A 25806-nucleotide genomic window follows, 5' to 3' on the forward strand; every position below is an offset into this window, starting at 1 on the left:
TTGGATAAGCATTTGAGAAGTGTACTAATTTGATTGTCATTAAATGTAGGTTCTCTGTCAAGGATAGAAACGGAAAGCCTGCAAAGGAAGAAGTCCTTTTATAAAATAAACCTTAAAACAGCGACTACAAGAAGCTCGTTTTAGGGTTTATTTTATGGACTGATTCCTGCGGACTTTCAGTGAATAGCCAGCCCGGACAGTATAATTGGAATGTAATGAAGAATTAAGATAAAACTCTTTAATTTATTACAATCGGTTACAAATAATGAATTAAAAAAATATGGAGTATAATTTTGATTATTATCAAAAAGAGTACCATTAGACTCTAAATATTTACTATTCAGCGGCGCACTCAACAGCTGTAAACTTAAATTTTATTTTGTCAAAGTCTATAGGTGAGCTTTTATCAAAATAGGTTGCTCCCATAGTATTTAACATTTTTCCATTGCCTAAAATAAGTTGCTCACCTCGTTTTAAAAATGCCATCGGGTTTTTAAATGTTATTTTTTTATTATCGTCCTGAATAAAGGTGTAGCTAGCAAATAATGTGTCTCCACTGAATTCACCTGCAATTTTCCCAATCTTTTTTGGGGTATTAAAAAATTTCATCACCATCTCGCCAGTTATTTTTCCGTCTTGCAAAGTGTTCATTTTCAAATCTATTGTGTCTTTTTCGTACATAGCTTGATAGCATTGGACACTTACAGGTTTTTCAACTGGGATTTTTTTAGAATTAACGACTTTTTCGTTTTCATTTTTTTTACAACTTTGGAATCCTATACTAGCAAACACTAAACAAAAAAGAAGATGAGTTTTCATAAGACTAAATTTTTAGTTATTAATTATTGCTAATTTAGTCAAAATAATGCTTTTATAGATGAAATAGTATAAAATATTGACTATCGCTAGCTTGATTTTTTGTTTGTCGATTTGCTATTTCTTATCCGTAATGGTAGTTTAAATGTTTTTTCTTCTAAAATTTAACCAACCCAAAAAGAGTAATATAAAATTGAATATTATTAAGGGAAGAAAAGTTTTCTTCAAGTTAATTTTTGATTTGTCACTAAAAGTTTCGACTTTGAAGTTGTCCCATTTTTGTTTATTTACTGCTTCATCGTCAAATATTTTAGGATAAAAATGCAAGCGTAATTTCTCGTGAAATTGTTTGGTTTCTTTTAAAAACAAAAGCTGATTTCCTAAATTGGCTCTAGCGATTTCGTTGAGTTGCATTTGTGCATGCAACGTTGGTATGAATTGCGTAATTTGTTGACTAGATTGATTGCGTTGCTCTAATTTTGACTCTAGATCACGGGATTCTTTTGCCGATTCATCATCGCCCATTTGTTGCATCGCATAATACCAAAGCCAGCTGAATTCTTTGTCAGGTAAAAGATAATTTTTGAACTGAGGATAATGCGTATAAAACTTATCTAAAGTTTCTTGTTTATCCATATCCCATTTTTCATGATAAGCATTACGTTGTTTTACAGTGAGTTCTAACGCTTCTGGAATAGGATATTTGTTTACAATGTACGTATTAATTAAAGCGGGTAAAATGATAATTAAAAATAACCACGTTGTCAATAAAATAACCGCATTGAAATTTGAATTCATTTGTAAGGAAACCAGAAAAAAGCATATAGCGAACCAGAAAAGTAGGTACAGAACACTAATTCCATAAAAGGTCAGAAATGAAATATTTAAGGGAATATTCAGTAAAAAAGCGGCAATTGCAAGTACAATTGTTAGTAATAGAGTCAAACTTAAAATTCGGATGTAGAATAATTTCAGAATGTATAAAAAAGTATTTTGACTCTGAGTGACAACAATTTTCCAAGTACCGCTTTCTTTTTCTTCCGAAATTAGATTGTATGAAAAAGCAATTATCAACAATGGAAACAGGTAGATGAGAACAAAACTAAAATCGATATTTCCGAGCAAAAGGTTGTTCGGATTATTGAGTTCGGCATCGTATTTTTGCCCTTCTAAACCACGAATAGTGACACTTTGTATCGAAGGATTTACATCCCGTTGTCCAATAGCCAAACTATTAACGGGGAAACTTTTATTGACAAGCGAAAATTTTAAATAATACAACAGAAGCCCCAAATCATCTTGATGAAAGTTAACATTTTTAGCAATGTGTTCTTTTTGATAAAGTATAGCTTCCTGTACGTTTTTTGCTTGTTTTTCCTGAAATTGTTTTCCAATCAACAGGCTAATAAAACAAATAAGGAATAGAAATAATAATCCGATTTTGGTTCCCCTCGAGCGAATGAAATTTTTGAAGAGTAATACTAACATATTAAATAGCTTTAAGATTTTTGTAGGCGATTTTAAGCAAGAATAAAAGAATGCCGATCCATAACGCAATGGAGATGATAGAAAGTAATTCGTTTTTTAAAATTGTAAAAACATCTTTTGGTTCATAATGAAACTCTTGTACATCTGCCCAATAATTTTTATTGATGATCTGAGGTCTATCAGTAGGATTTTGTTTTTTATTGCTGATGTATTTTATCTGCAAAGCATTCATTTTTTGAGCCATGTCGTAGCGATAAGTTTCCGCCTGTTTTTGAAAATTGATATACGAATCATAATCTGTGTTCGATAATCCCATCGAAATATTTTTAATGGCGATATACGGATTGATAAAAGAAACCGCTTTCGAAAAACTATTTTGTTTGGCATATACCTGCAACAAAGTATCTAGATGTTTATTGTAAATAGTACTACTGATTTTCTCGCCTTCGGTCATGATAAAACCGGAATAATTGAAAGGAAGTTTTTGTACCGAATCGACGTTGTAAACGCTGAGCAGCGAATCTTTTATAGCTTTATAATGCAAGTCATTCGGATTATGGCTGTCTCCTTGTTTTAAAATGTCTTTTTCGATAGCGCTATTAAATTCAATTTTCGACGGTGCTTGATACACGTAGGCTCCAATGGACTGAGTAGTTCGAGGCAAAATAATCGTAAAGAGCAGCCATATTCCAATTAAGGATACCAATGCATTTTTAGAAGTTTTGCTAGCAGCAGAAATTAAAACTGCTATCACACAAAAAAACAGCAAATAAATAAAATGGAAAAGAATAAATAGCATCATTTTAAGAATTTCATCTGCTGAAACAGTAAAGTTTTGGAGCAACATCCAAACCAAAAGCAGGACTAAAATTATTGGAATAAAAAGAAGCACAACAACACTGGCAATTCCTAAAGTTTTGCCTAATAGTATTTGTTTCCAGCTGACGCCTTGACTTAAAAGGAGTTTTAAAGTTCCGTTTTCTCTTTCGGTTGCTATAGCATTAAAACCAATAAAGAAAATCAGCAGCGGAAATAGAATTTGTAATACCATAGCAATACTGATTTCACCAAAACGCATCATACTGCTAGAAAATCCTGCTTCCGAAAAGTTAGCCGAATTTTGCTTGTGGGCTTCCAGAAAAATAGCATTTCCAAAAAAAGGTTCCATCCCATATTCGAACATGCTCAAAGAAGTACTTTTGCGGAAAGCGAAATTACCATAATGTGCCATTCGATGGGGATTTTTATCAGGATTATTCAACCAGTCTTCCCTAGATTCATGTTGGTACTTTTCGCTGGTCTGCTTTTGATTGGTGTAATTTTCCCAACCTGAAAAAGTTGCGTAAAGTAATAATATGCCAATAAAAATTATGATGATAGGCACAGCCCTATTCTTAAAAATAGCTTTGTTAAGATGTTTGGCTATTAAAATTTCGTTGTGTAATGACATGTGTAATGATTAAAATTTATAAGTTACCGTAAGGTTTAAATTTCTGGGGGCTCCAGGAAATAATCGAAGGAAGTTTTGAGCTCCTAACCAATAAGTTTTATTCAATAAATTACCGGCATTTATAGCAATTTGCATGTTGCTTTTGTTGGGTTTGTAGTAAAGGGCGGCATCAAAAACAGTGAAATCAGGAATGATGAAAGATCTGGTAAACCATGGCACTTTACTGCTTTGATATTGTACTCCAAAACCAACTCCGAAATCACCTAAAGCTGAAGTCGGATCAAAATTATATCGAGTCCAGAAATTGGCACTGTTCTTTGGTGTATTTTGCTTTCGTGCTCCAATCAAAGAAACATCTCTATCATTAATAATTTTTGCATCAATATAACTGTACGAAGCGTTAATTTGCCAGTTCGATGTGATATATCCTGCAATGTCCCACTCAAATCCGCGACTGCGTTCAGCACCTCTAGTAACCAATAAATCTGGGTTGTTTGGGTCATTTGCATTCATCAAAATATTTTTTTGATTGATTTCGTAAATTGCCATATTTACGCTTATTCTATTGTTGAATAAAGTGGCTTTGGCTCCAAATTCTTTCAAATTACTTTCCAAAGGGTCAAACAAACTTCCCCCTGGCAAAGAACCCGTTTGTGGCATCAAAGTAACCGTATTTGATTGTGGTTGATACCCTTCTAGATAAGTCGTATATATATTGAGAGCGTCATTGATTGCATATGTAACTCCAATTCGTGGTAATAAAGCCGTTTTTTTTACTGCCAATTCGTTATTTGTCTCATAATTGGTAATGTCTTCAAACCATTCGTTTCTTAAACCCAATAAAAAAGTGAATTTCTCCCATTGAATCTGGTCCTGAATATAAATGGCATTGGTTGAGGTAAGTGCAGAAGGAAGTGCAGTTCGTACATTTAAGGTATAATCTTCGATATTTCGAATGGTGTATGATGGATTATTTAAGTTGAAATAATTTACATTGGGTTTAGGCAACAGAACTCCGTCTACGGTAATAGTTTGATAATTGGTAGCATTTGCTACGACAAAAGAATTAGCAACTGTTCCGTCTTTTAGAAGATAACCTCTGGAGGCATTTTGTCCACCACCTTTGGTTTTGTTCCAGCTGCTTAAATCGTAACCGGTGAGTAGTTTGTGACTGAGTTTTCCTGTTTTAAAATCAAAATTTAAAAAAGCACTCAAATTATCAACATTCCAGTATTGCTGGCGTTGCACAAATTGCATCATTGCCAGACTTGCCACAGCCTGATTGTTCATATCAACTGCAAAAGCATTAGTGGTTCGATGCTCCTGAAGATCTTCCGTCCAGGATTGTTTCATGTAAGAGGCATTAAAACTAATTTTAGAAGTAAATTTATGTGCCAGATTAGTCATCAAAATCATTTCTTTCGACTTGAAAAAATCATTTGGAGCGCCTAGATTAAGACTTATCGGGGTTTTGTTTAGGTTTGTAACACCAGCAATTGCGCCGAAAATTGGTTGTCCTCTGTCGAGAATTCCAACCATATTACTCAAAATCATTTCCGTATTTATAGCCGTTTTCTCATTTGGAATATAACTGAAAGAAGGAGCTATTAAAAACGATTTATTGCTAACCAAATCACGGAAGGATTTTGCTTCCTGGTACGCTCCGTTCACGCGATATAGTAGCGTTTTGGACTCGTTTAAAGGACCTGTAAAATCTAAAGTTCCCCGAAGGGTACTAAAACTTCCCACGCTCATACTAACTTCTTTTCGATCAACTGCCAATGGTTTTTTGGTAACTAAATTGATACTTCCCCCAGGATCAACGGAAGAGAAAGTAGCACTTGATGGTCCTTTAATTACTTCAACACGTTCAATATTATTGGTCAAAGGTTGCAGAAAATAATACTGACGCGTACGCATTCCGTTTATGATTTGCCCTTCTTCATTTTGGCTGATGCCTCGAATCGAGTATTGATTATAGTAGCTCGACGGAATCACACCGCTGGCCATTTTTACGGCATCGCCGAGGTAAAAAGCATTTTTATCTGTAATCAATTCTTTGGTAATCGTAGAAATAGATTGCGGAATATCTTTGTTAAGTGCTGCAATTTTTGTTGCCGAAAAAGAATAATCGCTATTGTACTTTTTGGAAGAGCGACCAACTATTTCTACGGTTTGTAATTCAGTTGTATTCGAAATCATTTCGATGTTCATAAATGTAGAACGTGATTTTATTTGAATCGTTTTGTAGCCCGAAGCCTTAATTTCTATTGTTCCTTCTCCCTCCATAACGAAATTTCCGTCTGGAGTAGCTGTTGTTTCTATTTCAGAATTAACTATTTTTATGGTTGCACCAGCGATTGCTTCTTTAGTGTCAATATTTGTGATTTTACCTGAAATTTTCTGGGAGTTAGCAGTGTAACTCCCTAAAATAAGGAGTAAAGAGATATATAAATGTTTCATTTTTTTAGGTTGATGGAAATATTCTTATTTCCGTTTAGACAGTTTGGAGGTACAACTTTTCGAGTTCATTTGCCGATATTTTATCCGCTTCGATGATGGTGACAAGATTTCCTTGTTTCATAATTCCGATATGTGTGGCGACTTCCCTTGCTCTGAAAATATCGTGGGTAGCCATTAATATTGCCGTTCCATCAGCTGAGAGTTCTTTCAGGATTTGCGAAAATTCATTAGAAGCTTTTGGATCTAATCCGCTGGTGGGTTCGTCAAGAAGTAAGACTTTTGCCTGTTTAGCTACTGCAATCGCAATACCTACTTTTTGCCTCATTCCTTTAGAATAGCCTCCCAGATTTTGATTATGAGCCGTAGTTTGCAAACCTACTTTGTTTAAAAAAAACGTTAGTTCATCTTTCGAATATTTAAAACCCGCTAAAGACGAAAAGAATTTTAGGTTTTCGAGACCCGTAAGATTGGTATATAGAGTGACTGTTTCGGGAATGTAAGCAATATGTTTTTTGGTTTCCTCCGGTCTTTGTTCAACCGAAATATCATTTATTTTTAATTCTCCAGAGGTAGGTTTTATAAAACCTAGAAAGAGATTAATTGTTGTGGTTTTTCCTGCACCATTCTGACCCAACAGAGCAAAAATCTCTCCTTTTTTTATGGTTAAATTTAAATCGTTTAAAGCAATTTGATTCCCGTATTTCTTGGTCAGGTTTTTAGCTGTAAGCATAGTATAAATAGTTTTATTTGAATTTTAGAAATAGATACAATTCACCAATATTCAGAAGCTACACTAATGAAAATCAGATTTAAATTGTTAAATGGAGTGATTTTAAAACACAAAACAGACTGGCATAAAGTAGATAATACTTCAGCCAAAAAGTTTTTTATGACTACAAATTATAATTTATGCGTACGAACAAGCAGTCGCAAACTAGCCACTTCTCCCGTATTTAAAAAATAGGAATACGTGAACTCTCAATAGATAAATTAAAATGTAATGTTAAACCAAGGAAGGTGGTGCTCGAAGTGCAAAAAGACTTCCTTTAAAAAAAGTCGAATTTATTTTGGAATAAATGAATTCAATCGTAATTGCGTTAATAACTTTAGCAAAGGAATAAGGATAAAAATCAGTTGGGATAAATGTACTAAAAGCAAAATGGCAAATAGAGCAGTTGGCATCAACCGAGTGGCTGTGCGTAATTTGATATTTGTTTAGGTTATTGCTATGATCACAATGTTTTTCAGTGATCTGCCTGTAAATATGTTCATAAGAATGGACAGTCTGAAATAGCATTGCGAACAACACCATTAGAGACACTGAAAAATTAATAAAGATAATTTTCTTTTTCATTCTTAATTTTATGCAAACAGCATTGATTTTATAAACGAAGTAATGCAATTTGGCAGCAAATATAGGAATCTTAATTGCGATTTTAGTACTGGGTTTGCTAAATTTTTATTGATTAATTTAAGTTATGAGTTGAAATAACTTTAAAAACTAACTACTTTAAGTAAATTTAAATTATTACTCTGTGTATTTAAGAGCCATAATTTGAGGTACAAATCGAATCAAAATAACGCATAATATCTAAAATAAAGTCTAAATAAAAACGAGTTAAAATATTTTATATCAATATTTTAACTCGTTGGTTTGTGATGTTTTGTTTTGCTACTTTCCGATACAGAAAATAACTTTCCTTACTTTAATAGGGTTTTAAACTTAGGTGGTACAATTATGGTACAATTTAAAACACATCATCGCAAAACAAAACAAAGTATCCTTATCAAGATGACATAACTCAATGGAGTTGTTTATGCAAAAATAGTTATAAATTTTGAATGTTGATTATATCATTAACATAAAAAAGCTAAGTCTTGTATGATGAGAATACTTAGATATTAGGGGTAAAAAGAAAAGGGGTCAAAAATCTAGTATTAACTTTAGATTTTTGACCTCTTTTCAATATCATTTTGGATTTCGAAATAAGTTTTTACTCGACCAGACTTAATCCATTTCATTAACTCATGTCTGTAAAAATAAATGCGTTTACCTTGTTTATTGACGGGGATTTCCCTTTTACATACTTTACTGTAGATTGTTGATACCGATAGATTTAAAAGTTTTGATGTTTCTTGAATGTTTAGAATTTCGTTCTCATTTTCCTCTACAATAGAGATTCTTAGAATAAGTTTTTCCAAATGCTCCAATTTATCATGAATTTTGTTCATCATTACAGGTATTTGGTCAAAAGTAAATGGCTTCATGGTGATCGGTTATTTAAATCTCATGTAAAAGTATTTATTACCGACTTTGGAGATAAAAGATGTCCTTAAAAGGGAGAGTTTGGCTTTTGATTTCTAACTATTACTGATTGTAGGGCAATAGATAATAATTATTCATTTCGGAAAGTGTAAGGTTGACCGACTATAGCTGCCCAACGGAACAAAGAGAACAACCGAAGAGAGACCGCTTGATTGCTCATGTTGTTTACAGCGGAAATGTTTTCTGTAGATTATTTATTCTTTTAAAATCATCTGATTCAATCACTTCATTTGTTACGCTTGGTTGCCCCGACTTGATTAGATTTAATGTTACCCTTGCGATATTAGCTCTTTCAGCGACTTGTATCATAGTGATTCAACATCTTTAGCTTACCAACTGTAGTTTATTTGCTTATCCAGTTGTGGAATCCGTTTGTGATTTTATACCTCATGTGGGATTCTGATTTTGAATTTTTTCAAAACTGGCAAAGTAAATTTTTCTCTATTTTTTTACGAAGATAAAGCTTTCACGATCAAATTTCGTGTACGTGAAATAAGAGAAGGCATGGGACTCGGCCCCTAAGTTAATTTTTAAAATACTTTACGATAAAATTGTAGATAAAAGTGGCAATTGTGCAATATTATAAAATAATTATGCAATGGCGATAATAAAATATTAATTAACTTTGATATGCTAGATGATTTTAAGACTGTAACTTGCTCTAAATGTGTTAGTAATAAATTAATAATCATGAAATGTTCTGGCAGGTTCAAAGTATTTTAACTAATAAATTTTATTGAATGAAAAATTTGCAAGATGAAAAACAGCGCGATTTGTCAGGTAACAAATCAGATGGGACCAACAAGTTCCTGACTACCGATCAAGGTGTCCGTATTAATGACGATAACAATTCACTCAAAGTGGGCGAACGCGGACCTTCGTTGCTTGAAGATTTTATTCTTAGAGAAAAAATCACACATTTTGACCATGAACGAATTCCTGAAAGAATAGTGCATGCGCGTGGTTCTGGAGCGCATGGTTTCTTTGAAGTAACTAATCCGATACCTGAATTAACGAAAGCTGGATTTTTGCAAGAGGCAGGATTAAGAACTCCTGTTTTTGCAAGATTTTCAACAGTTGCGGGTTCCCGAGGTTCTACTGATCTTGCCCGAGATGCTAGAGGATTTGCTGTTAAGTTTTACACGCAGGATGGAATCTATGATCTTGTGGCGAATAACATTCCAGTATTTTTTATTCAAGATGCCTCAAAATTCCCAGATCTTGTTCATGCAGTAAAACCGGAACCTCATAATGAAATGCCACAGGCGGCCTCTGCTCACGATACTTTTTGGGATTTTATCTCTCTCATGCCAGAATCCATGCACATGATTATGTGGGTCATGTCTGACCGTGCGATTCCTAGAAGCTATCGCATGATGGAAGGGTTTGGAGTTCATACTTTTAGATTAATCAATGAAGCTGGAACGTCTAGTTTCGTAAAATTTCATTGGAAACCTAAATTAGGAACTCATGCAGTAGCATGGGACGAAGCACAAAAAATTTCAGGAAAGAATCCTGATTTTCACAGAGAGGATTTATGGGAAGCGATTGAAACGGGTAATTTTCCTGAATGGGAATTAGGGATACAAATAATTCCAGCAGAAGATGAGCACAAATATGAATTTGATTTACTTGACCCAACGAAAATCGTTCCTGAAGAACTTGTACCAGTTACTGTTGTTGGTCGAATGGTGCTAAATAAAAATCCTGATAATTTCTTTGCCGAGACAGAACAAATTGCTTTTCATCCGGGACATGTTGTGCCAGGAATTGACTTCTCCAATGATCCGTTGCTTCAGGGAAGATTATTTTCTTACACAGATACACAACTATCCCGATTGGGTAGTCCTAATTTTCATGAAATACCAATTAATAGAAGCATTGCGCCAGTCTATAACAATCAACGAGATGGACATATGCGTCAGGAAATCAATGTAGGGCGTGTCAGTTATCATCCTAATTCACTTGGTGGAGGATGTCCTTACCAAGCCAAAATTAGTGAAGGGGGATTTTCAAGTTTCAACGAGCGCGTCGATTCGCATAAAGTTAGAGAAAGAAGCGAAAGTTTTGCTGACCATTTTGGTCAGGCTAAATTATTTTTTAACAGTCAGACACCAACAGAAAAAAGCCATATCGTAAAAGCTTTGCGCTTTGAACTGGGTAAAGTTGAAACGACCGCCATCAGAATCCGAATGTTGGGGCTTCTATCTCAAGTAGACACTCAACTGGCAGAAAAAGTTGCTATTGGTCTTGGTGCTGCTGTCCCGACTGTACTTGAAACCCCTTTAAACAGAGGAGTTTCACCAGAAAATGAAATAAAAGGTCAGCAGGAGCCACGTATTGTGGAGTCGTCAGTTGTATCTTCTGACGCTCTTTCGATGCTTAAAAACCCAACCAATTCAGCTACAATTGCTTCGAGAAAAGTGGCAATTATTTGTACCCATGGAGTTTCGGAAGCAGCTGTTATGAATATGAAAAATGCTCTTGTAAAAGAAGATGCCGTAGGGTTAATAATTGCACCACATCTAGGATCAGTTCTCACTGATACAGAAGGGGCGATTGCTGCTGACTTTAGTTTTCTGACCGCATCATCAGTTCTATTTGACGCTGTTTACATTCCGCATGGATTGGGATTTAATACCCTAATGAAAAATGATGATGTTACGGAATTCCTGAGCGATGCCTATAAACATTGTAAAGTTATTGGTGCTGATGGAAAAGCAACAGAATTGATAATAACAGCACCATTTGCTTCGAAAATAAGCAAGGATGATGGCGGTATTCTATTAACGAACGATGTGGCAAATGAAACTTTTGCTAAAGATTTTATAGCTGCTATGGGCGATCATCGTTTTTGGGAGCGTGAGATAAACTTATACAATTAACCCTCAAAAAATTAGATATATGAAAAATTCAGAAAAAAATATTGAAAGTAAACCTAGTGCGAAAGACAATAAAAATAATACCGTATCGCCTTCGTCAAACGCAGCTGCTGATTTAAGAAACTTTTTTATTGATAGTCTTAAGGATATTTATTGGGCAGAAAATGCACTTGTTGATTCCTTGCCTAAAATGGCTAAAAATGCTACATCGGCCAGCCTTGCGAGTGCAATTTTAGAACATCTTGCCCTAACAAAAAATCAAGTTACAAGACTTGAAAAAGTTTTCGATATTCTTGGAGAAAAAGCAGAAGGAAAAAAATGCGAGGCTATGGCTGGACTGTTAAAAGAAGGCAACAGTATTCTTGAAGAAACCGAGCTAGGGCCTGTAAGGGATGCTGGTATCATTGCTGCTTCGCAAAAAATTGAACACTATGAAATTGCAACTTATGGTACCTTGTCTGCCTTTGCAAAAGCACTTGGCGAAAATGATGCTGCAAAATTATTAACACAAACGCTGGCTGAAGAAAAAGAGGCAGACTGTCTGCTCAATAACATTGCACTCAATATCGTTAATATTGAAGCGGCTGAATAGTAATTATCATCGGGTCATCGAGCAACCTATTTTAATTACTGATTTCTAAAGTACTAAAACATCTGTACCCAGTGCAGATGTTTTTGTATTAAAAGTATTTTAGGCATAAAATTTATCATGATAATAAGGAGAAGGAATTAACGCTATTAAGTACATGATATGTAATAGATTGATTGCAAAACTGTATTAATGGCTACAAATAATTGGTTCCAAATAAAATGGAATTTTGATATCAATTCATCTTGACCAAGGCATAAATTAAAAATAGAATTTGGATTTTAATCACGGCCAAAGCTGATAAAATGCATTTGTGTACTGGATTTTCTTTTCCTTTTTTAGAATCATAATTATCTTAAAAATAAAATTTTAAGTTCATTTTTACGAAACAGGAACTACCTTAAAATTATTTATTTTATAGCGGAACAAAGTAATTATGGCGTAGAATTTATTTTAAAGCGTGGCTATTTACAAAAGCTTAATTAGAAAAAAAAAATTATCAAGGAAGAAAAAGAGTTTAGCGCATGTAAATACTTGTTAAACCTCTTGCACTCCTTGATTTGGAACAAAGGGGAAAATCCTAAGAATCGCAGACGAGTTAGTCCTGAAATGGAGCATTGAAATGTAATAAAGCGGTTTTTTTATTGTTGTTGTAGACCACCCAAAGAATCACAGCGGACATGTGTAGTGAACAACTGCACATTGTTAGCTTTACTCTTAAAAGTAAGGCTTTTTTTGATTTTTTTGTATGATTTACTCTTTTTTATCATTTAGCATATTTGCTAATTATATCAAAAAGATAAGCATACTTGTAAAGTTTAAGTTAATTAAATATAGATATATGTGAATTTTGTAAACATTTATAAGAATTTTGTATGTAATAGATTTAACTAATTTTTAAATTTGTTTTTCATTTAATAACATAATTAATTTCTAAAATCAAAAGTTATGAAAACGACAAAAGATCAGCCAACAAAAGCGGGCGTACCGTCCCAAAAAACACGAGGAACTGCACTTAAGAAACAAGCCGCTGAGCCTAAAAAAGGAGTGATAAAGGCAAAACCTGATGCGGCGAAAGACTTAAGAGATTTTTTTGAAGATGGATTAAAAGACATTTACTGGGCAGAAAAGGCATTAACAAAAGCTCTGCCTAAAATGGCCAAAAATGCTACGGCGTCAGAATTAATTCATGCGTTTGAGCATCATTTGAAAGAAACTGAAGAACACGTTACTCGACTGGAAAAAGTATTCGAATCATTGGGTCTTAAAGCCGTTGGCAAGAAATGCGACGCCATGGCAGGTTTACTTGATGAGGCTAACGGAATAATCGAAGAAACTAAAGTTGGTGATGTACGTGATGCAGCTATGATTGCCGCAGCGCAAAAAGTAGAGCATTATGAGATAGCCACCTATGGCACTTTGCGTGTTTATGCCGTTACTCTTGGTGAAACAAAAGCAGCCCTGCTTTTTGCAAAAACACTTGAAGAAGAGAAAAACGCTGACGTAAAGTTAACCGAAATCGCTATGGCCCATATCAATGTTGATGCTACTCAAGAAGGCCATAAATAAATAGTAGTTCTCCAGCACAGCTTTATCGTGATAACAAAGCGCCCGGATCAAAGATTTGGGCGCTTGTATTTTTAGTCTTTTTTTGGAATTATTATCTTTTTTACACTTGATGTTTAGAGACGGTACAAATTCAACTTTGCAACGGCTGCCTCTTTCTTTTTATAAACGCAATCCTTATTTTTATGTCTGCAAAAAAACATACATATCGGCTGTTCCTCCTTCTGCAATGCCTAATGGAAAAATGTTTTTTATCCCTATAATAGACCTTCGGCAAAATGGTTTGAATTTTATTGCCAACATTTCAACACTTTCGAAATTAACGCTACATTTTTATAAGTTACCAACCTGGCGAGTTTTGGAAAACTGGTTTAAGAAAAGTCCCGATGGTTTTATCTATTTCGTTAAAGCCCCAAAAGTGATAACGCATATCAAAAAATTCCTTGGATGCAAACCCGAAATCGATCAATTGTATGCGCTTTGCAAACGCGGGCTCAGCGATAAACTGAGCTGTATCCTATTCCAACTTCCTTCCAGTTTTCATTACAGCTCTGAAAAGCTCAATCTTATAATAGAATCCCTGACTCGCAATTTTAAAACAGCGGTCGAATTCCGACACCAAATTTGGTGTTCTAAAGACGCGTATGACCAGTTGGCAAAAAACAACATCATCTTTTGCAGCGTCAGCCACCCGACGATGCCATCCGATATTATTGCCAACACTTTCGTTGGCTGCCTCAGGCTTCACGGAAATCCAAAAATGTTTTATTCTGAATACAGCCACACCGATCTAATGAATCTAAATGCATCTATTGTAAATAAACACTTGTTCGAAGAAGTGTTTATTTACTTCAATAATACCGCAAGTGCAACCGGAGTTTTAAATGCATTAGAACTGAGCAGACTATTTAAATATTAGTTGGCAATTTGTGGAGTATGGAAAGATACTGGGTTTAGTCGGTGTTGCTATCACCACTGGTGCTGATTTTCCACAGACCTACAATATCCATAAAACAAAATCAATAAAAGACAGGACGGTAATCACTTATGTTTTGCTGCTTGCAGGCAGAATCATGTGGACCGCCTACAGAATTTTTGGAAAGAAATTTTTCATACAATCCCTAACGAATATATGTTAAGTTTTCCACCATTATTCTAATCATGAAATGAACTTTGAAAAAATAATGATTTGTATAAAAAATAAGTTGGACTGCAAATCTTGATTTTAAAATGAATGAATTGTATAAATATTTTAAATTATAATATAAATACCATGACTACATAAACCAATAGTTTTACAGTAGCGTTTTCGCATGACCATAAATATCGTTTAGGTAATGCAATCAAAAAAAATAAAATAATTAAGTATGGAAATTTTTCGCTAGAAAATTGAAATAGAACGGGACGATTTGAGCTATTTTCTAGTGATTTATATCCAATTTGCTTTTTTATCGCAGGGGAATTGACAGGAAATCGTGGTAGTAATGATGGATTAAATAATGATATAATACGTTACAAAAAAAGTAAAAAACAATGGAGATAGTAGAGATTAAGGTGATGCGAGGCGCTAATTATTGGTCTGGATACAGGAAAAAACTTATTTTCATGAAACTTGACATTGGAGATTGGGAGCAACGCCCTACTAACACAATTGATGGTTTTGGCGCAGTGTTGGAACGCGTACTGCCATCTTTGAAAAGTCACCGATGCTCAGAAGGAGTTGAAGGCGGTTTTTTTGAGCGTATACGAATAGGAACTTGGCTGGGACACGTGATAGAGCACATTGCGCTTGAATTGCAAAGTCTTGCGGGGATGGATTGTGGTTTCGGACGAACACGTTCTACCAATGTAAAGGGAATTTATCACGTTGTATTTTCTTATAGTACTGAAAGAGCTGGGAAATATGCTGCCAAAGCTGCTGTTGATTTAGTAGAGCATCTGCTGATCGGCTTAGATTATTCTTTGGATGCAGTTATAAAAGAGTTGCAACGCCTGCACAATAGCGAAAAATTGGGTCCCAGTACTTTTGCCATTGTAAATGAAGCGCAAAGTAGAAACATCCCCTATACCAGACTAAATAATGATTCTTTATTAATGCTGGGACAAGGACATAATCAAAAAATTATCCGTGCATCCGTTGCATCAACTACAAGTAGCATAGCCGTTGATTTGGCTTCTGATAAAAATGCTACCCGCAACTTATTATCCCGGTCGTATATTCCGGTACCCAAAGGTACGTTAATCGACGATATAACTGAACTGGAAGAAGCTGTTAAGAAAATTGGATTTCCACTGGTAACCAAGCCGGTAAATGGCAACCATGGCCGAGGAATTACTACTCAAATGACAACTTTAAACCAAGTGCGAAAGGGTTTTTATGATGCCCAAAAAATTTCCGAAGAAGTAATAATCGAGCGTTTTATACCAGGTAATGACTATCGTTTTCTAGTTATCAATTACAAATTAGCAGCGGTAGCCAAACGAACACCGGCTTTAGTGACAGGCAATGGTAAGTCTACTATTGCAGAACTGATTGGTGAAACTAATAGTGATCCAAAAAGAGGGGAAGGTCACCAAAAAGTACTCACAAAAATAACAATTGACGCGGCAACATTATCCATTTTAGCGGCAAAAGAACTTAGACTAGATTCGGTTTTATCTATTGGAGAAATTTTATTTTTGAAAGATACTGCCAACTTAAGTTCGGGTGGAACTGCTACAGATGTAACGGACTTTGTACATCTACAAAATGTTTTCATGGCAGAACGCATTGCGCGTCTGATGAATTTAGACATTTGCGGTATTGATATCATCGCAGAAGATGTTACTATTCCCATCACTCAAGAAAATGGTGCTGTAATAGAAGTAAATGCTGGTCCAGGTTTGAGAATGCATCTTTCTCCTACCGAAGGTACACCCAGAAATGTGGTTGTCCCTTTGGTAGATATGCTCTTCCCAAATAATACCAGCGGGCGTATTCCGGTAGTTGCTGTAACCGGTACCAATGGTAAAACAACGGTTACTCGATTGATTGCCCATTTGGCTCAAGCAGCTGACCATCATACAGGATATACGACAACGGATGGAATTTATATTGATGGAACCGCAATTCGTTTTGGAGACTGCAGCGGACCTGTCGGTTCCGCTACCGTGCTTAGTGACTCACTTGTTGATTTTGCCGTACTCGAATGTGATAGAGGCGGAATACTTAGGGCCGGCTTAGGGTTTGATAACTGCAACATCAGCGTGGTAACCAATGTTACCGAGGATCATTTGGGCTTAAACGACATTGATACCATAGAACAATTGGCACGGGTTAAAGCAGTGGTTGCGCAAAGCACTTTTGATACCGGAACTGCAATTCTAAATGCGGATGACGATTTGGTTTATCAAATGAAAGATACGCTTACTTGTGCTATCGCATTATTCAGTATGGATGCCAATAATGCACGGATAAAAAAACATTGTAGTGAGGGCGGATTAGCGGCTTTTGTTGAGGATAATTACTTTGTTATCAGCAACGGGGATTGGAAAACCAAAATAGCAGCCGTTAATCAAGTGCCTCTGACCTTTTCCGGTACCTGCGCTTTTATGATTAAAAATATTTTACCGGCATTATTAGCGGCTTCAATAAGTAATTTTCCAATCGAAACGACTACAGCTGCGCTTCAATCTTTTATCCCCTCGCCAGCATTGACACCAGGCAGAATGAATGTTTTTGAATTTAAAAATTTCAAATTAATGATTGATTATGTTCATAATACGGATGGATACATTCAGATGCAAAAATTCATAGAGCAAGTTAATGCAACAAAAAAAACAGGAATTATTTCAGCCACTGGCGACCGTCGTGTAGAAGATATAAAAAACATTGGCCGTTATGCTGCGCAAATGTTTGATGAAATAATAATAAGACATGGTGAAAACAGGGGCAGAACGACAGAGGAACTAAGCGCTATGCTTTGTGATGGGTTACGGGAAACAAAAAGCAATGTGAAAGTAAAAATCATCTCTGATGAAATAGAATCTATCCAATATGCCATTGATCAGGCACAAAAAGGAGAATTTATTTTTGTGTGTGTCGATAACATTCAAAATACGATTGCCTACGTGCGCCAACAAATAGAAAAAGAAAATACAAAAGTCAATTTTGTGCCGCAATCTATATAAAAATGAATTGCGTAATTACTAGTTGTGCAAGCGACTTGAAGTAAAATATAAGAGGAATAATTTTTTTTCAACAGCACCCAAACTACGTTTTTATAAAAAAAATGCACTGTTTTTTAGCCTCTAAAAAAAGAAAGGTTTCATATAATTATCAAAAAATAGAAACCTTTCTTTTCTAAATTCAAATAATATAATTACCTCACGATTTAAAAAATGAAAAGATAATAATTACCAATATTGTTTTTATTAGCCCCCCTTTTCTGTAATTCACAAGAAGACATCAATCTGTTTTTCATTAATTTTTGGGAAATCACAAAAATAAATTTTCAAAAATTGATCTATAAACACAGACATTTCTACCTTTCAAACAATCCTTCTTTTACTCATTGTTTTAAATTAAAAATATATTGCTGTTGCCGGTGTAAATTTCAGCAGCTACAATCTACAATTTTTACTGAATCTGATAACAATCACTTATACTCCACAAATTTAAGAGCGGGTTAAAGTATCAACTATTCCGGCATTGGAGTGGAGTCTACCTTTTTTCTCCCAAAAGTGGGATCTGTTCCTATCAATCTTAGCAATGAAGCTATTTATCTTGTCGGATTGGCTTTATTATAGTATAAGAAAACGAACGTTTTGGCTATGGTTTCGGAATTTACGGCAACAGTGAAGCTGTCGTTATGTCGTTAATTCCAATTATGACTTTCTATTACCGCAGTCCCAATAAACGTTTTAAAATAAATTTCTTTATGCCAAATGAAGCTGATATCAATTATAGTTTGACTGATAAAACAAGGGTCAGTATAGATTTTCTGGGTCATGGAAACAATTACAAATTGACCACTAATAACTTACGTTCGAATTATGTAGAAAATAATTCTATAGAATTTTGTACTTATTTACAAAGAAGCGTTTTGGATAAAAAAATTCTTTTGCGACTAAAAATGGGAGACCTTTTCAAATTAGTTTAATGTGTATCTAATAGATGAAAAACTTGATTTACAAATTCTGGCATTACAATTTGGGGATAACCGAATTCCATTATTAGAAAAAATGTCAAATACACTTCTTTTGAACATAGAAGCTACTTATCGCTTTGATTTTGGGAAAGTTAAAAGATAAGTCGACAATCAGATAAAAAGCAAAAAAGATATACTGTAGCCAATTATTGAAAGAGTTTTTGCCACAGATTAAGAAGATTAAAAAGATTTTAAAGCTATGTGACGAATTAATCTGTGAAATCTATTGCAAAAAATTACTGTTTTGTTCAAATAGGACAGTAAATTTTAGCTATTAGGTTTACTATTTTAACACACCGAAATACATTTTGTAAAAATTTGAGAAGGCTTACTTTTTTATAGAAAATCAAAATTACATGAGCCCAAGAATGCCGAAATTTAATTCTTTTTATGTTTACATCTGCGCAGATCGAAGTGCATTTATGGTTGAGAAACTTACTGCATTCAGTACTATTTTATTGTCATAAAATAGACTCAAATGAATAATTAATAAAATAAAATTTACTTTATCTGTTGGTTGCCGCCCAACTCTTACTGCTTAAAATGACAAAATCATTACAAATTAATGATGCAATGTTTAACTTTTTACATTTTAATTTAATTACCCGAAGTGGGCTATACAACTATGTTTTCAGACACAAAAAAAATTTGAATTACCTGCTAGGTTGTATAGCAGTAAAATGTAATACTATTTCTTCACTGTAATTTACCTGTTGATCCGCTAAACATAAGTTTCTTTTTCTAAAAGAGTAGTACTATTTGCGTGTTGGTTGATAGGTAATGAAAAATAAAAAGAAGATCCTTTACCTTCTTCACTTTTAACCCATATTTTACCATTATTTTTTTCTAAAAATCCTTTCACCAATAATAGACCGATTCCTGCTCCTTTATTTTCTTCAACCGCTTTAGAAAGTGATTTTACTTGTGGAGCAAAGAGCGTATCTATTATTTCTTTTGACATGCCCTTCCCTGAATCTTTGATTGCTACAATAATCATGTCATCACTTTGCGTGGCTGATAGCGTAATTTGGCCTCCTTTATGCGAATGTTTAATCGCATTTGAAACTATGTTTTGCAGAATAGAAAGCAGCATTTTCTCATCGGCAAACACACTACAATTTTCTTCTATTTCATTGAGAAGATTTATGGTATTGATTGCTGCAGTCTCTTTTAATGATTCAAAAACTTTTTTTACACAGTGTATAAGTTCAACAGAAGCAGGTTTAAACGCTTCAGCAGCATACTTAATCCTAGCCCATTCGACTAGATAGTCCAACATGTTCATTTCATTTATAACTGCAGTATGAAATTCTTGCAACAACTCTTTTGCAAAAGTAGGGTCTATGGTATCGAAATTTGATTTTAAATATTGAGCACCCTGAATAATTCCTGCTAGAGGGCTTCTTAAATCGTGAGATAAAATAGCAAGTACATTTTCCTTATGTGTGTTAAGTTCTTCTAACTCTTTTGCATATTTTTTTATGGAGTCTTCGGATTCTTTTTTGGCAGTGATATCGCGCAATATTTTTATAAATCCTATGACAGCATCGTCTTCATCCTTCAATGGAAATACCAGACCATCTGCAAAAAACGTTTTCCCGTCCTTACAAACATGCCATCTCACGTCTACGGATCTTCCATCTTTTAAAGCAAGATCAATTTCTTCTTGTGGAATTCCTTTTTCTTTATCTTCTTGCGTAAAAATAACTTCAAATGGCTTTCCTATAATTTCCTCTGTTTCATATTGAAATATATTTGTTGCTCCTGAATTCCAGCTGTTTATATTTAAGTCTATATCGACTGTAAATATGGAATAGTCCTGCAAACTATCAATGATTTGGCTGTAAAATTCTGCAGTAGGAACGTACTGCTCTTTAAGATTTTTCGAAGTTTTTGATGTAGACATCTCTTTGGATTTATAAAATAGGGTATGTCTATTTTAGCTGCAAATTTCCTATTTTCATAGCGGAGTGAGTTGTATAATTAACTTTATTATTTACATAATTAACTTCTTTTACAGTTGCATTTTATTCGGATTTTTAGCAAAAGCATAAGACAATACGAGTAGATTTTGTTTTAGTTTAGAAATCCCATATGAACGAATATCTGGTTGGTGACACATTACAAATAGTCAGGTAAATAGTATGTCATTAATTGTAGTTGTCATTTTTTATAATAGTAAGTTTGGTACTTTCCAATTCTGAAATAAACGCATGCACACACTACTGCTGGCAGCGCTCAAAGCACTCAATAAAGCTTTTCTTAATATCAAACCAAACCCTAGTTACATAGAAGACTTTAAAAAGAATTTGATTCAAATTTTAGATTCAATAACATGGAACGTATTTATTGAAAAACATAAAATAGAACTTGACTGTTTTTGAAAGCAAATAATGTTGTCATTAAAATCAACACTATTGGCTCAATGATTTTGGATCATTTTACGCTGCTCCTGTTGTAGACTTTCAAACTGCCGCAAAAGGCCATAATTAAACTTTTAAAAAATTCTTTCACGGTTATTGCAAGAAGGAATTTATATTGCGCCATCCGCTTATTAAACGCGGTTTATTACCAATGCATTAACGTATGAGGATTTAGATTTTACCATTCGAGCGATAGATAAAATTTCGAAAACATATTAATAAAAAAAATACCCCAAATAGTGTCTAACTTTTTGGGGCAAGTTCAAATTTGGGGCTTTTCTATGAAATAAGATGAAATATTTCAAGTGGAAGGATTATTTTTTATCACCCATTTTTGCAGGTTTCCCATCTTTAAGGTGCATCATTCTTTTTTTCATTCCGTGATGTCTTTTTCCTTTCATGTCCTCCCATTTTTTGTATTGGTCAGCTGAAAGTATTTTTTTCATTCTTTCTTTCATCACAATTTGCTCGTCTAACATTTGATTTTTCTGAGCAAAACGTTCATCAGCAGTAAGTTGTTTTTTAGCTGAATTTTTAGTTGCTTTTCTTTCTGCCATTTTAGCTTCTCTTTTACTACTTTGTTCAGCAATAACTTTACTCATTTCTTTTTGTTGAGAAGCATTCAAATCTAATTCTAAAGTCATTTTTTTTAAATGCAACTGATTTCTTTGTTCAGGAGTCATTTGTTCCATTTTGGCTCTTTCTGTAGTTGCTCTTCTTTCTTGTGCAAAGCTTGTCATTCCGACAACTAATAATGCAGCTATAAATAATTTTTTCATTTTGTATTGTTTTACGTTTTATAGATATAAGACAAGGATAGGTTTGAAAAGTTTAATCGTTAACAAAAGTTTATCGTTTGGTTTTCCAAGTACAGGTAGATAAATCTGGAAAATAGTTCTATAAGTATGATTCAAGTCATAATTAATTCACTAATCTAATCGCAAATTTGTTAAACAATTCTAAAAACAAATTTATGTACAAATTAACTTTTTTTGTAGTTGCATTCGTAATGTTAACTTCATGTGGTGATAAAAAAAACAAACCTGAGGAGGATTTTACACCAACCACTTCATCTGATGAAGGAATGGCCGCACCGGAAGGTTCCGCAGCAGATGCCGCCACTTATGATCCAAACAGAGGTATCGGAAAACACACCTCAGTGGATTTAGGTGCTAAGTTGGATGAGGCAATGGCTGCCGAAGGAGAAAAAATACAATCCGTTAAATGTTCTTCTTGTCATAAATTGACTGATGAAAAATTAGTTGGTCCAGGATGGAAAGGAGTTACTCAAAGACAAAAACCAGAATGGATTATGAACTTTATCACTAATCCAGATCCAATGATTGATAAAGATCCAAAACTTCAAGCGCAGTTAGAACTTTGTTTAGTTCGTATGCCAAATCAAGCCTTGACCGATACAGATGCAAGAAACTTGTTGGAATATATGCGTAAAAATGACGGAGTAAAATAATTTAACTCAAAATAAAATGAACAATATTTTTATAAAAACAAGTCTTTCCATCGTTTTGGTTAGTGCATTTTTTGGCTCTTGCAGACCTAAAGATACAGCTGATGCCGTAGGTGGCGACGCTGCGCAAAAAGTCTATGTTGCTCCAGGAAAATATGACGAATTCTATAATTTCGTTTCAGGTGGTTTTAGCGGACAAGTGAGTGTTTATGGTTTACCAAGCGCACGATTATTGAGAGTCATTCCAGTATTTTCTCAAGACCCGCAAAGTGGTTATGGATATAGCGAAGAAACCAAACCAATGTTGAATACTTCTCACGGCTATGTGCCTTGGGATGATCAACACCATTTAGATCTATCTCAGACTAACGGTGAGGTTGACGGTCGTTGGCTTTTCGCTAATGCCAATAACACGCCCAGAATTGCACGTGTTGATTTGAAAACATTTAAAACGGTTGAAATAATTGAATTGCCAAACAGTGCTGGAAATCATTCTTCTCCATTTATTACTGAGAATACTGAATACGTTGTTGCAGGAACCCGATTTAGCGTTCCTCCTGATAATGCCAATGGTGATGTTCCTATTAACACTTACAAACAAAATTTCAAAGGATATTTGAGTTTTGTAAAAGTAGGTAAGGAAGGTCAGATGGATATTGCTTTCCAAATTGAAACTCCTGGTTTAAACTGGGATTTAAGTCATGCTGGTAAAGGCAAATCTCACGGATGGTTCTTCTTCTCTTGCTATAATTCAGAACAAGCCAATACTTTGCTTGAAGTTAACGCTTCAAAGAATGACAAAGATTTTATTATGGCAGTAAACTGGAAAAAAGCTGAAGAGTACATTAAAGCAGGAAAAGGTAAAAAAATTAAAGCTAAATATGCTCATAATACTTGGGATGAAAAAACGCATACTGCAAAATCTGAAATGAGAACTGAAGTATTAGTGTTGGATTCTAAAATGTTAAAAGATATTTGCTATTTGATTCCTTGTCCAAAATCACCTCACGGATGTGATGTAGATCCTACAGGAGAATATATTGTAGGAAGTGGGAAATTAGCGGCTTTGATTCCGGTCTTTAGTTTTGACAAAATGAAAAATGCGATTGCCAAAAAACAATATGATGGCGACTACGAAGGTATTCCCGTTATAAAATATGAGGCTGCATTATATGGTGAAGTTAAAAAACCAGGTCTAGGACCCCTACATACTGAGTTTGATGGAAAAGGAAATGCATATACTACGTTTTTCGTTTCGTCAGAAGTTGTGAAATGGAACATTAAATCATTGAAAATTTTAGACAGAGTACCTGTTTATTATTCTCCTGGACATCTTTCTATTCCTGGTGGAGACAGTAAAAAACCATTTGGAAAATACATGGTTGTTTACAACAAAATCACTAAAGACAGATATTTACCAACAGGACCAGAATTAGCTCAAAGTGCGCAATTATTTGACATCAGTGGCGATAAAATGAAGCTTTTATTGGATTATCCAACCACTGGAGAACCGCATTATGCACAATCTGCACCAGCTGATTTAATCAGAAACAATGGTCAGTTGAAATTTTATAAAATCGAAGAAAATAATCATCCTTATGTTGCCAAAGGTGAAAAAGAAGCTAAAGTAGTCAGAGAAGGAAACAAAGTTCATGTGTATATGACTTCGATACGTTCTCACTTTGCTTCTGATAATATCGAAGGAATAAAACTAGGAGATGAAGTATACTTCCATGTTACTAATCTTGAACAGGATTGGGATGTTCCACATGGATTTGCAATCAAAGGTGCTGATAATGCAGAGCTATTAATTATGCCTGGTGAAACAGCTACTTTGAAGTGGATACCAAAAACAATAGGGATATTTCCATTTTATTGTACTGATTTTTGTAGTGCGCTACACCAAGAAATGTCAGGATATTTAAGAGTGTCTCCTGCAGGAAGTAATGTTCCAATAACATTTAGTCTGGGAACTAATATGCCAGCTAAATAACAATCACTTCAAAATCAAGAGGGAACAAATTATCTAGTTTGTTCCCTTTTTTAATAAAAAAATCATGAATAATTCAAAAATTTCAACGCTTTCAAAAGTGATGCTTTTGGTTGTGATGGCATTATTAGTGTCATCGGTTTTTGTTCCAATGTGGAGAATTGAATTGTCAGCTCCGCAATATCCTGAAGGTTTAGTACTGCTGTTGCATGCTGATAAAATTGCGGGTGATGTCGATATTATTAATGGATTGAACCATTATATTGGTATGAAAACCCTGCATAAAGAGGATTTTATAGAATTTACTTTACTGCCTTATATTATTGGTTTTTTTGCATTGTGTGCTTTGGCAGTTGCGGTAATTGCTAAGAAAAAAGGACTTTATGCTTTATTTATATCTTTTATTCTTTTTGGGATATTAGCAGGAGTCGATTTTTACCGATGGAACTATGAATACGGGCATAATTTGGACCCTAATGCTGCAATTCAAGTGCCAGGAATGTCATATCAGCCGCCATTATTAGGTTACAAACAACTTTTAAATTTTGGTGCGTATTCTATTCCTGATACTGGAGGATGGATGTTAATTGCTGCAGGATTATTACTGTTTATCGCAGTAATCAAAGAAACTAATTTGTTAAACAGGTTTAAAAAATCAAATACAACAGCAGCGTTGTTAGTCTTTTTAACTTTTTCTTTTTTTTCTTGTGCCAAAACAGAAGTGGTTCCCATTAAATTGAACGTTGACACGTGCGATTTCTGTAAAATGACGATCGCCGATGGTAAATATGCGGCAGAAGTGATTAGTGAAAAAGGCAGAGTTTTCAAATTTGATGACATCATGTGCATGATACAGTATGGAAAAGAAAATGCCAATACAAAAATAGCCGCTTATTATGTGAGTGATTATGTGCAAGACAATGTCTTGATTCCTGCTAAAACTGCTTTTTTTATCTCTGAAGGAACTATTCAAAGTCCAATGAGAGGTGGGGTTATAGCTTTTTCTTCTGAAAATGATGCAAAGGAATTTGGAATAAAATTTAAAGCAAAACCAATTACTTGGGAAGCTATAATTGCAAAATAGACCAGTCGTTTTTTGAATCAGTAAGCAATTAAAAACAGTGTGTTTTCTTAATTAAATTCAGACGGTTTAATT

At 34.4% G+C, this 25806-nt stretch carries 18 protein-coding genes and 2 pseudogenes; 12 read left to right on the forward strand and 8 right to left on the reverse strand.

What is annotated here, in order from left to right:
• Window positions 1-336: 336 nt before the first annotated feature.
• From G7A72_RS15335 to G7A72_RS15360, 6 genes are all read right to left on the reverse strand, one after another.
• Window positions 337-819, reverse strand: coding sequence for a hypothetical protein (locus G7A72_RS15335; RefSeq protein WP_165153190.1), 483 nt, complete (start codon window positions 817-819; stop codon window positions 337-339).
• Window positions 820-957: 138 nt separating this feature from the next.
• A complete protein-coding gene (locus G7A72_RS15340) occupies window positions 958-2304 on the reverse strand; it encodes a DUF3526 domain-containing protein (protein ID WP_165153192.1) in 1347 nt (448 codons plus the stop codon).
• A 1-nt stretch (window position 2305) separates the two neighbouring features.
• Entirely contained in the window at window positions 2306-3754 is a 1449-nt protein-coding gene (locus G7A72_RS15345; RefSeq protein ID WP_165153194.1) for a DUF3526 domain-containing protein, read from the reverse strand.
• A gap of 9 nt (window positions 3755-3763) precedes the next feature.
• Window positions 3764-6217: a TonB-dependent siderophore receptor gene (locus tag G7A72_RS15350; RefSeq protein ID WP_165153196.1), complete on the reverse strand. Its 2454-nt coding sequence runs from the start codon at window positions 6215-6217 to the stop codon at window positions 3764-3766.
• Window positions 6218-6251: 34 nt separating this feature from the next.
• Entirely contained in the window at window positions 6252-6947 is a 696-nt protein-coding gene (locus G7A72_RS15355) for an ABC transporter ATP-binding protein (protein ID WP_165153198.1), read from the reverse strand.
• A 1214-nt stretch (window positions 6948-8161) separates the two neighbouring features.
• Window positions 8162-8485: a helix-turn-helix domain-containing protein gene (locus G7A72_RS15360; protein WP_165153200.1), complete on the reverse strand. Its 324-nt coding sequence runs from the start codon at window positions 8483-8485 to the stop codon at window positions 8162-8164.
• A gap of 798 nt (window positions 8486-9283) precedes the next feature.
• Here G7A72_RS15360 and G7A72_RS15365 point away from each other — a divergent pair.
• From G7A72_RS15365 to G7A72_RS15395, 8 genes and pseudogenes are all read left to right on the forward strand, one after another.
• The gene (locus G7A72_RS15365; protein ID WP_165153202.1) at window positions 9284-11428 is read left to right on the forward strand and encodes a catalase; all 2145 of its coding nucleotides are present in this window, start codon (window positions 9284-9286) and stop codon (window positions 11426-11428) included.
• A gap of 19 nt (window positions 11429-11447) precedes the next feature.
• Complete coding sequence (locus tag G7A72_RS15370) at window positions 11448-12017, forward strand: ferritin-like domain-containing protein (protein ID WP_165153204.1); 570 nt, start codon at window positions 11448-11450, stop codon at window positions 12015-12017.
• Between the two features lie 945 nt (window positions 12018-12962).
• On the forward strand, window positions 12963-13583 hold the full coding sequence (locus G7A72_RS15375; protein ID WP_165153206.1) for a ferritin-like domain-containing protein: 621 nt from the start codon (window positions 12963-12965) through the stop codon (window positions 13581-13583).
• A gap of 279 nt (window positions 13584-13862) precedes the next feature.
• Window positions 13863-13919: pseudogene (locus G7A72_RS16770) on the forward strand (hypothetical protein); the annotation flags it as partial.
• A 19-nt stretch (window positions 13920-13938) separates the two neighbouring features.
• A complete protein-coding gene (locus G7A72_RS15380; protein ID WP_371807571.1) occupies window positions 13939-14499 on the forward strand; it encodes a DUF72 domain-containing protein in 561 nt (186 codons plus the stop codon).
• Between the two features lie 10 nt (window positions 14500-14509).
• The gene (locus tag G7A72_RS16775; protein WP_165153208.1) at window positions 14510-14719 is read left to right on the forward strand and encodes a PQ-loop domain-containing transporter; all 210 of its coding nucleotides are present in this window, start codon (window positions 14510-14512) and stop codon (window positions 14717-14719) included.
• A 394-nt stretch (window positions 14720-15113) separates the two neighbouring features.
• Window positions 15114-17750, forward strand: a complete 2637-nt coding sequence (gene cphA / locus G7A72_RS15390; RefSeq protein WP_165153210.1) for a cyanophycin synthetase — start codon at window positions 15114-15116, stop codon at window positions 17748-17750.
• A gap of 680 nt (window positions 17751-18430) precedes the next feature.
• Window positions 18431-18721 (forward strand): hypothetical protein, encoded by a 291-nt coding sequence (locus G7A72_RS15395; protein WP_241258526.1) that lies wholly within the window; start codon window positions 18431-18433, stop codon window positions 18719-18721.
• Window positions 18722-19490: 769 nt separating this feature from the next.
• Here the strand turns inward: G7A72_RS15395 and G7A72_RS15400 are convergent.
• Entirely contained in the window at window positions 19491-20675 is a 1185-nt protein-coding gene (locus G7A72_RS15400; RefSeq protein ID WP_165153214.1) for a PAS domain-containing sensor histidine kinase, read from the reverse strand.
• Window positions 20676-21149: 474 nt separating this feature from the next.
• Here G7A72_RS15400 and G7A72_RS15405 point away from each other — a divergent pair.
• A pseudogene (locus G7A72_RS15405) lies at window positions 21150-21411 on the forward strand (aspartate aminotransferase family protein); the annotation flags it as partial.
• 95 nt (window positions 21412-21506) lie between these two features.
• Here G7A72_RS15405 and G7A72_RS15410 read toward each other — a convergent pair.
• Entirely contained in the window at window positions 21507-21971 is a 465-nt protein-coding gene (locus tag G7A72_RS15410; protein WP_165153216.1) for a hypothetical protein, read from the reverse strand.
• A gap of 194 nt (window positions 21972-22165) precedes the next feature.
• Here G7A72_RS15410 and G7A72_RS15415 point away from each other — a divergent pair, with 194 nt between their 5' ends.
• The 3 genes from G7A72_RS15415 to G7A72_RS15425 all read left to right on the forward strand — a co-directional run bounded on the left by G7A72_RS15415 (window position 22166) and on the right by G7A72_RS15425 (window position 25734).
• Complete coding sequence (locus G7A72_RS15415) at window positions 22166-22663, forward strand: c-type cytochrome (protein ID WP_165153218.1); 498 nt, start codon at window positions 22166-22168, stop codon at window positions 22661-22663.
• Window positions 22664-22679: 16 nt separating this feature from the next.
• Window positions 22680-24653, forward strand: a complete 1974-nt coding sequence (gene nosZ / locus G7A72_RS15420; RefSeq protein ID WP_165153220.1) for a Sec-dependent nitrous-oxide reductase — start codon at window positions 22680-22682, stop codon at window positions 24651-24653.
• Window positions 24654-24717: 64 nt separating this feature from the next.
• Entirely contained in the window at window positions 24718-25734 is a 1017-nt protein-coding gene (locus G7A72_RS15425) for a nitrous oxide reductase accessory protein NosL (protein ID WP_241258527.1), read from the forward strand.
• Window positions 25735-25806: the final 72 nt, after the last annotated feature.

This window comes from Flavobacterium sp. Sr18 (genome assembly GCF_011064265.1).
Lineage (GTDB): Bacteria > Bacteroidota > Bacteroidia > Flavobacteriales > Flavobacteriaceae > Flavobacterium > Flavobacterium petrolei.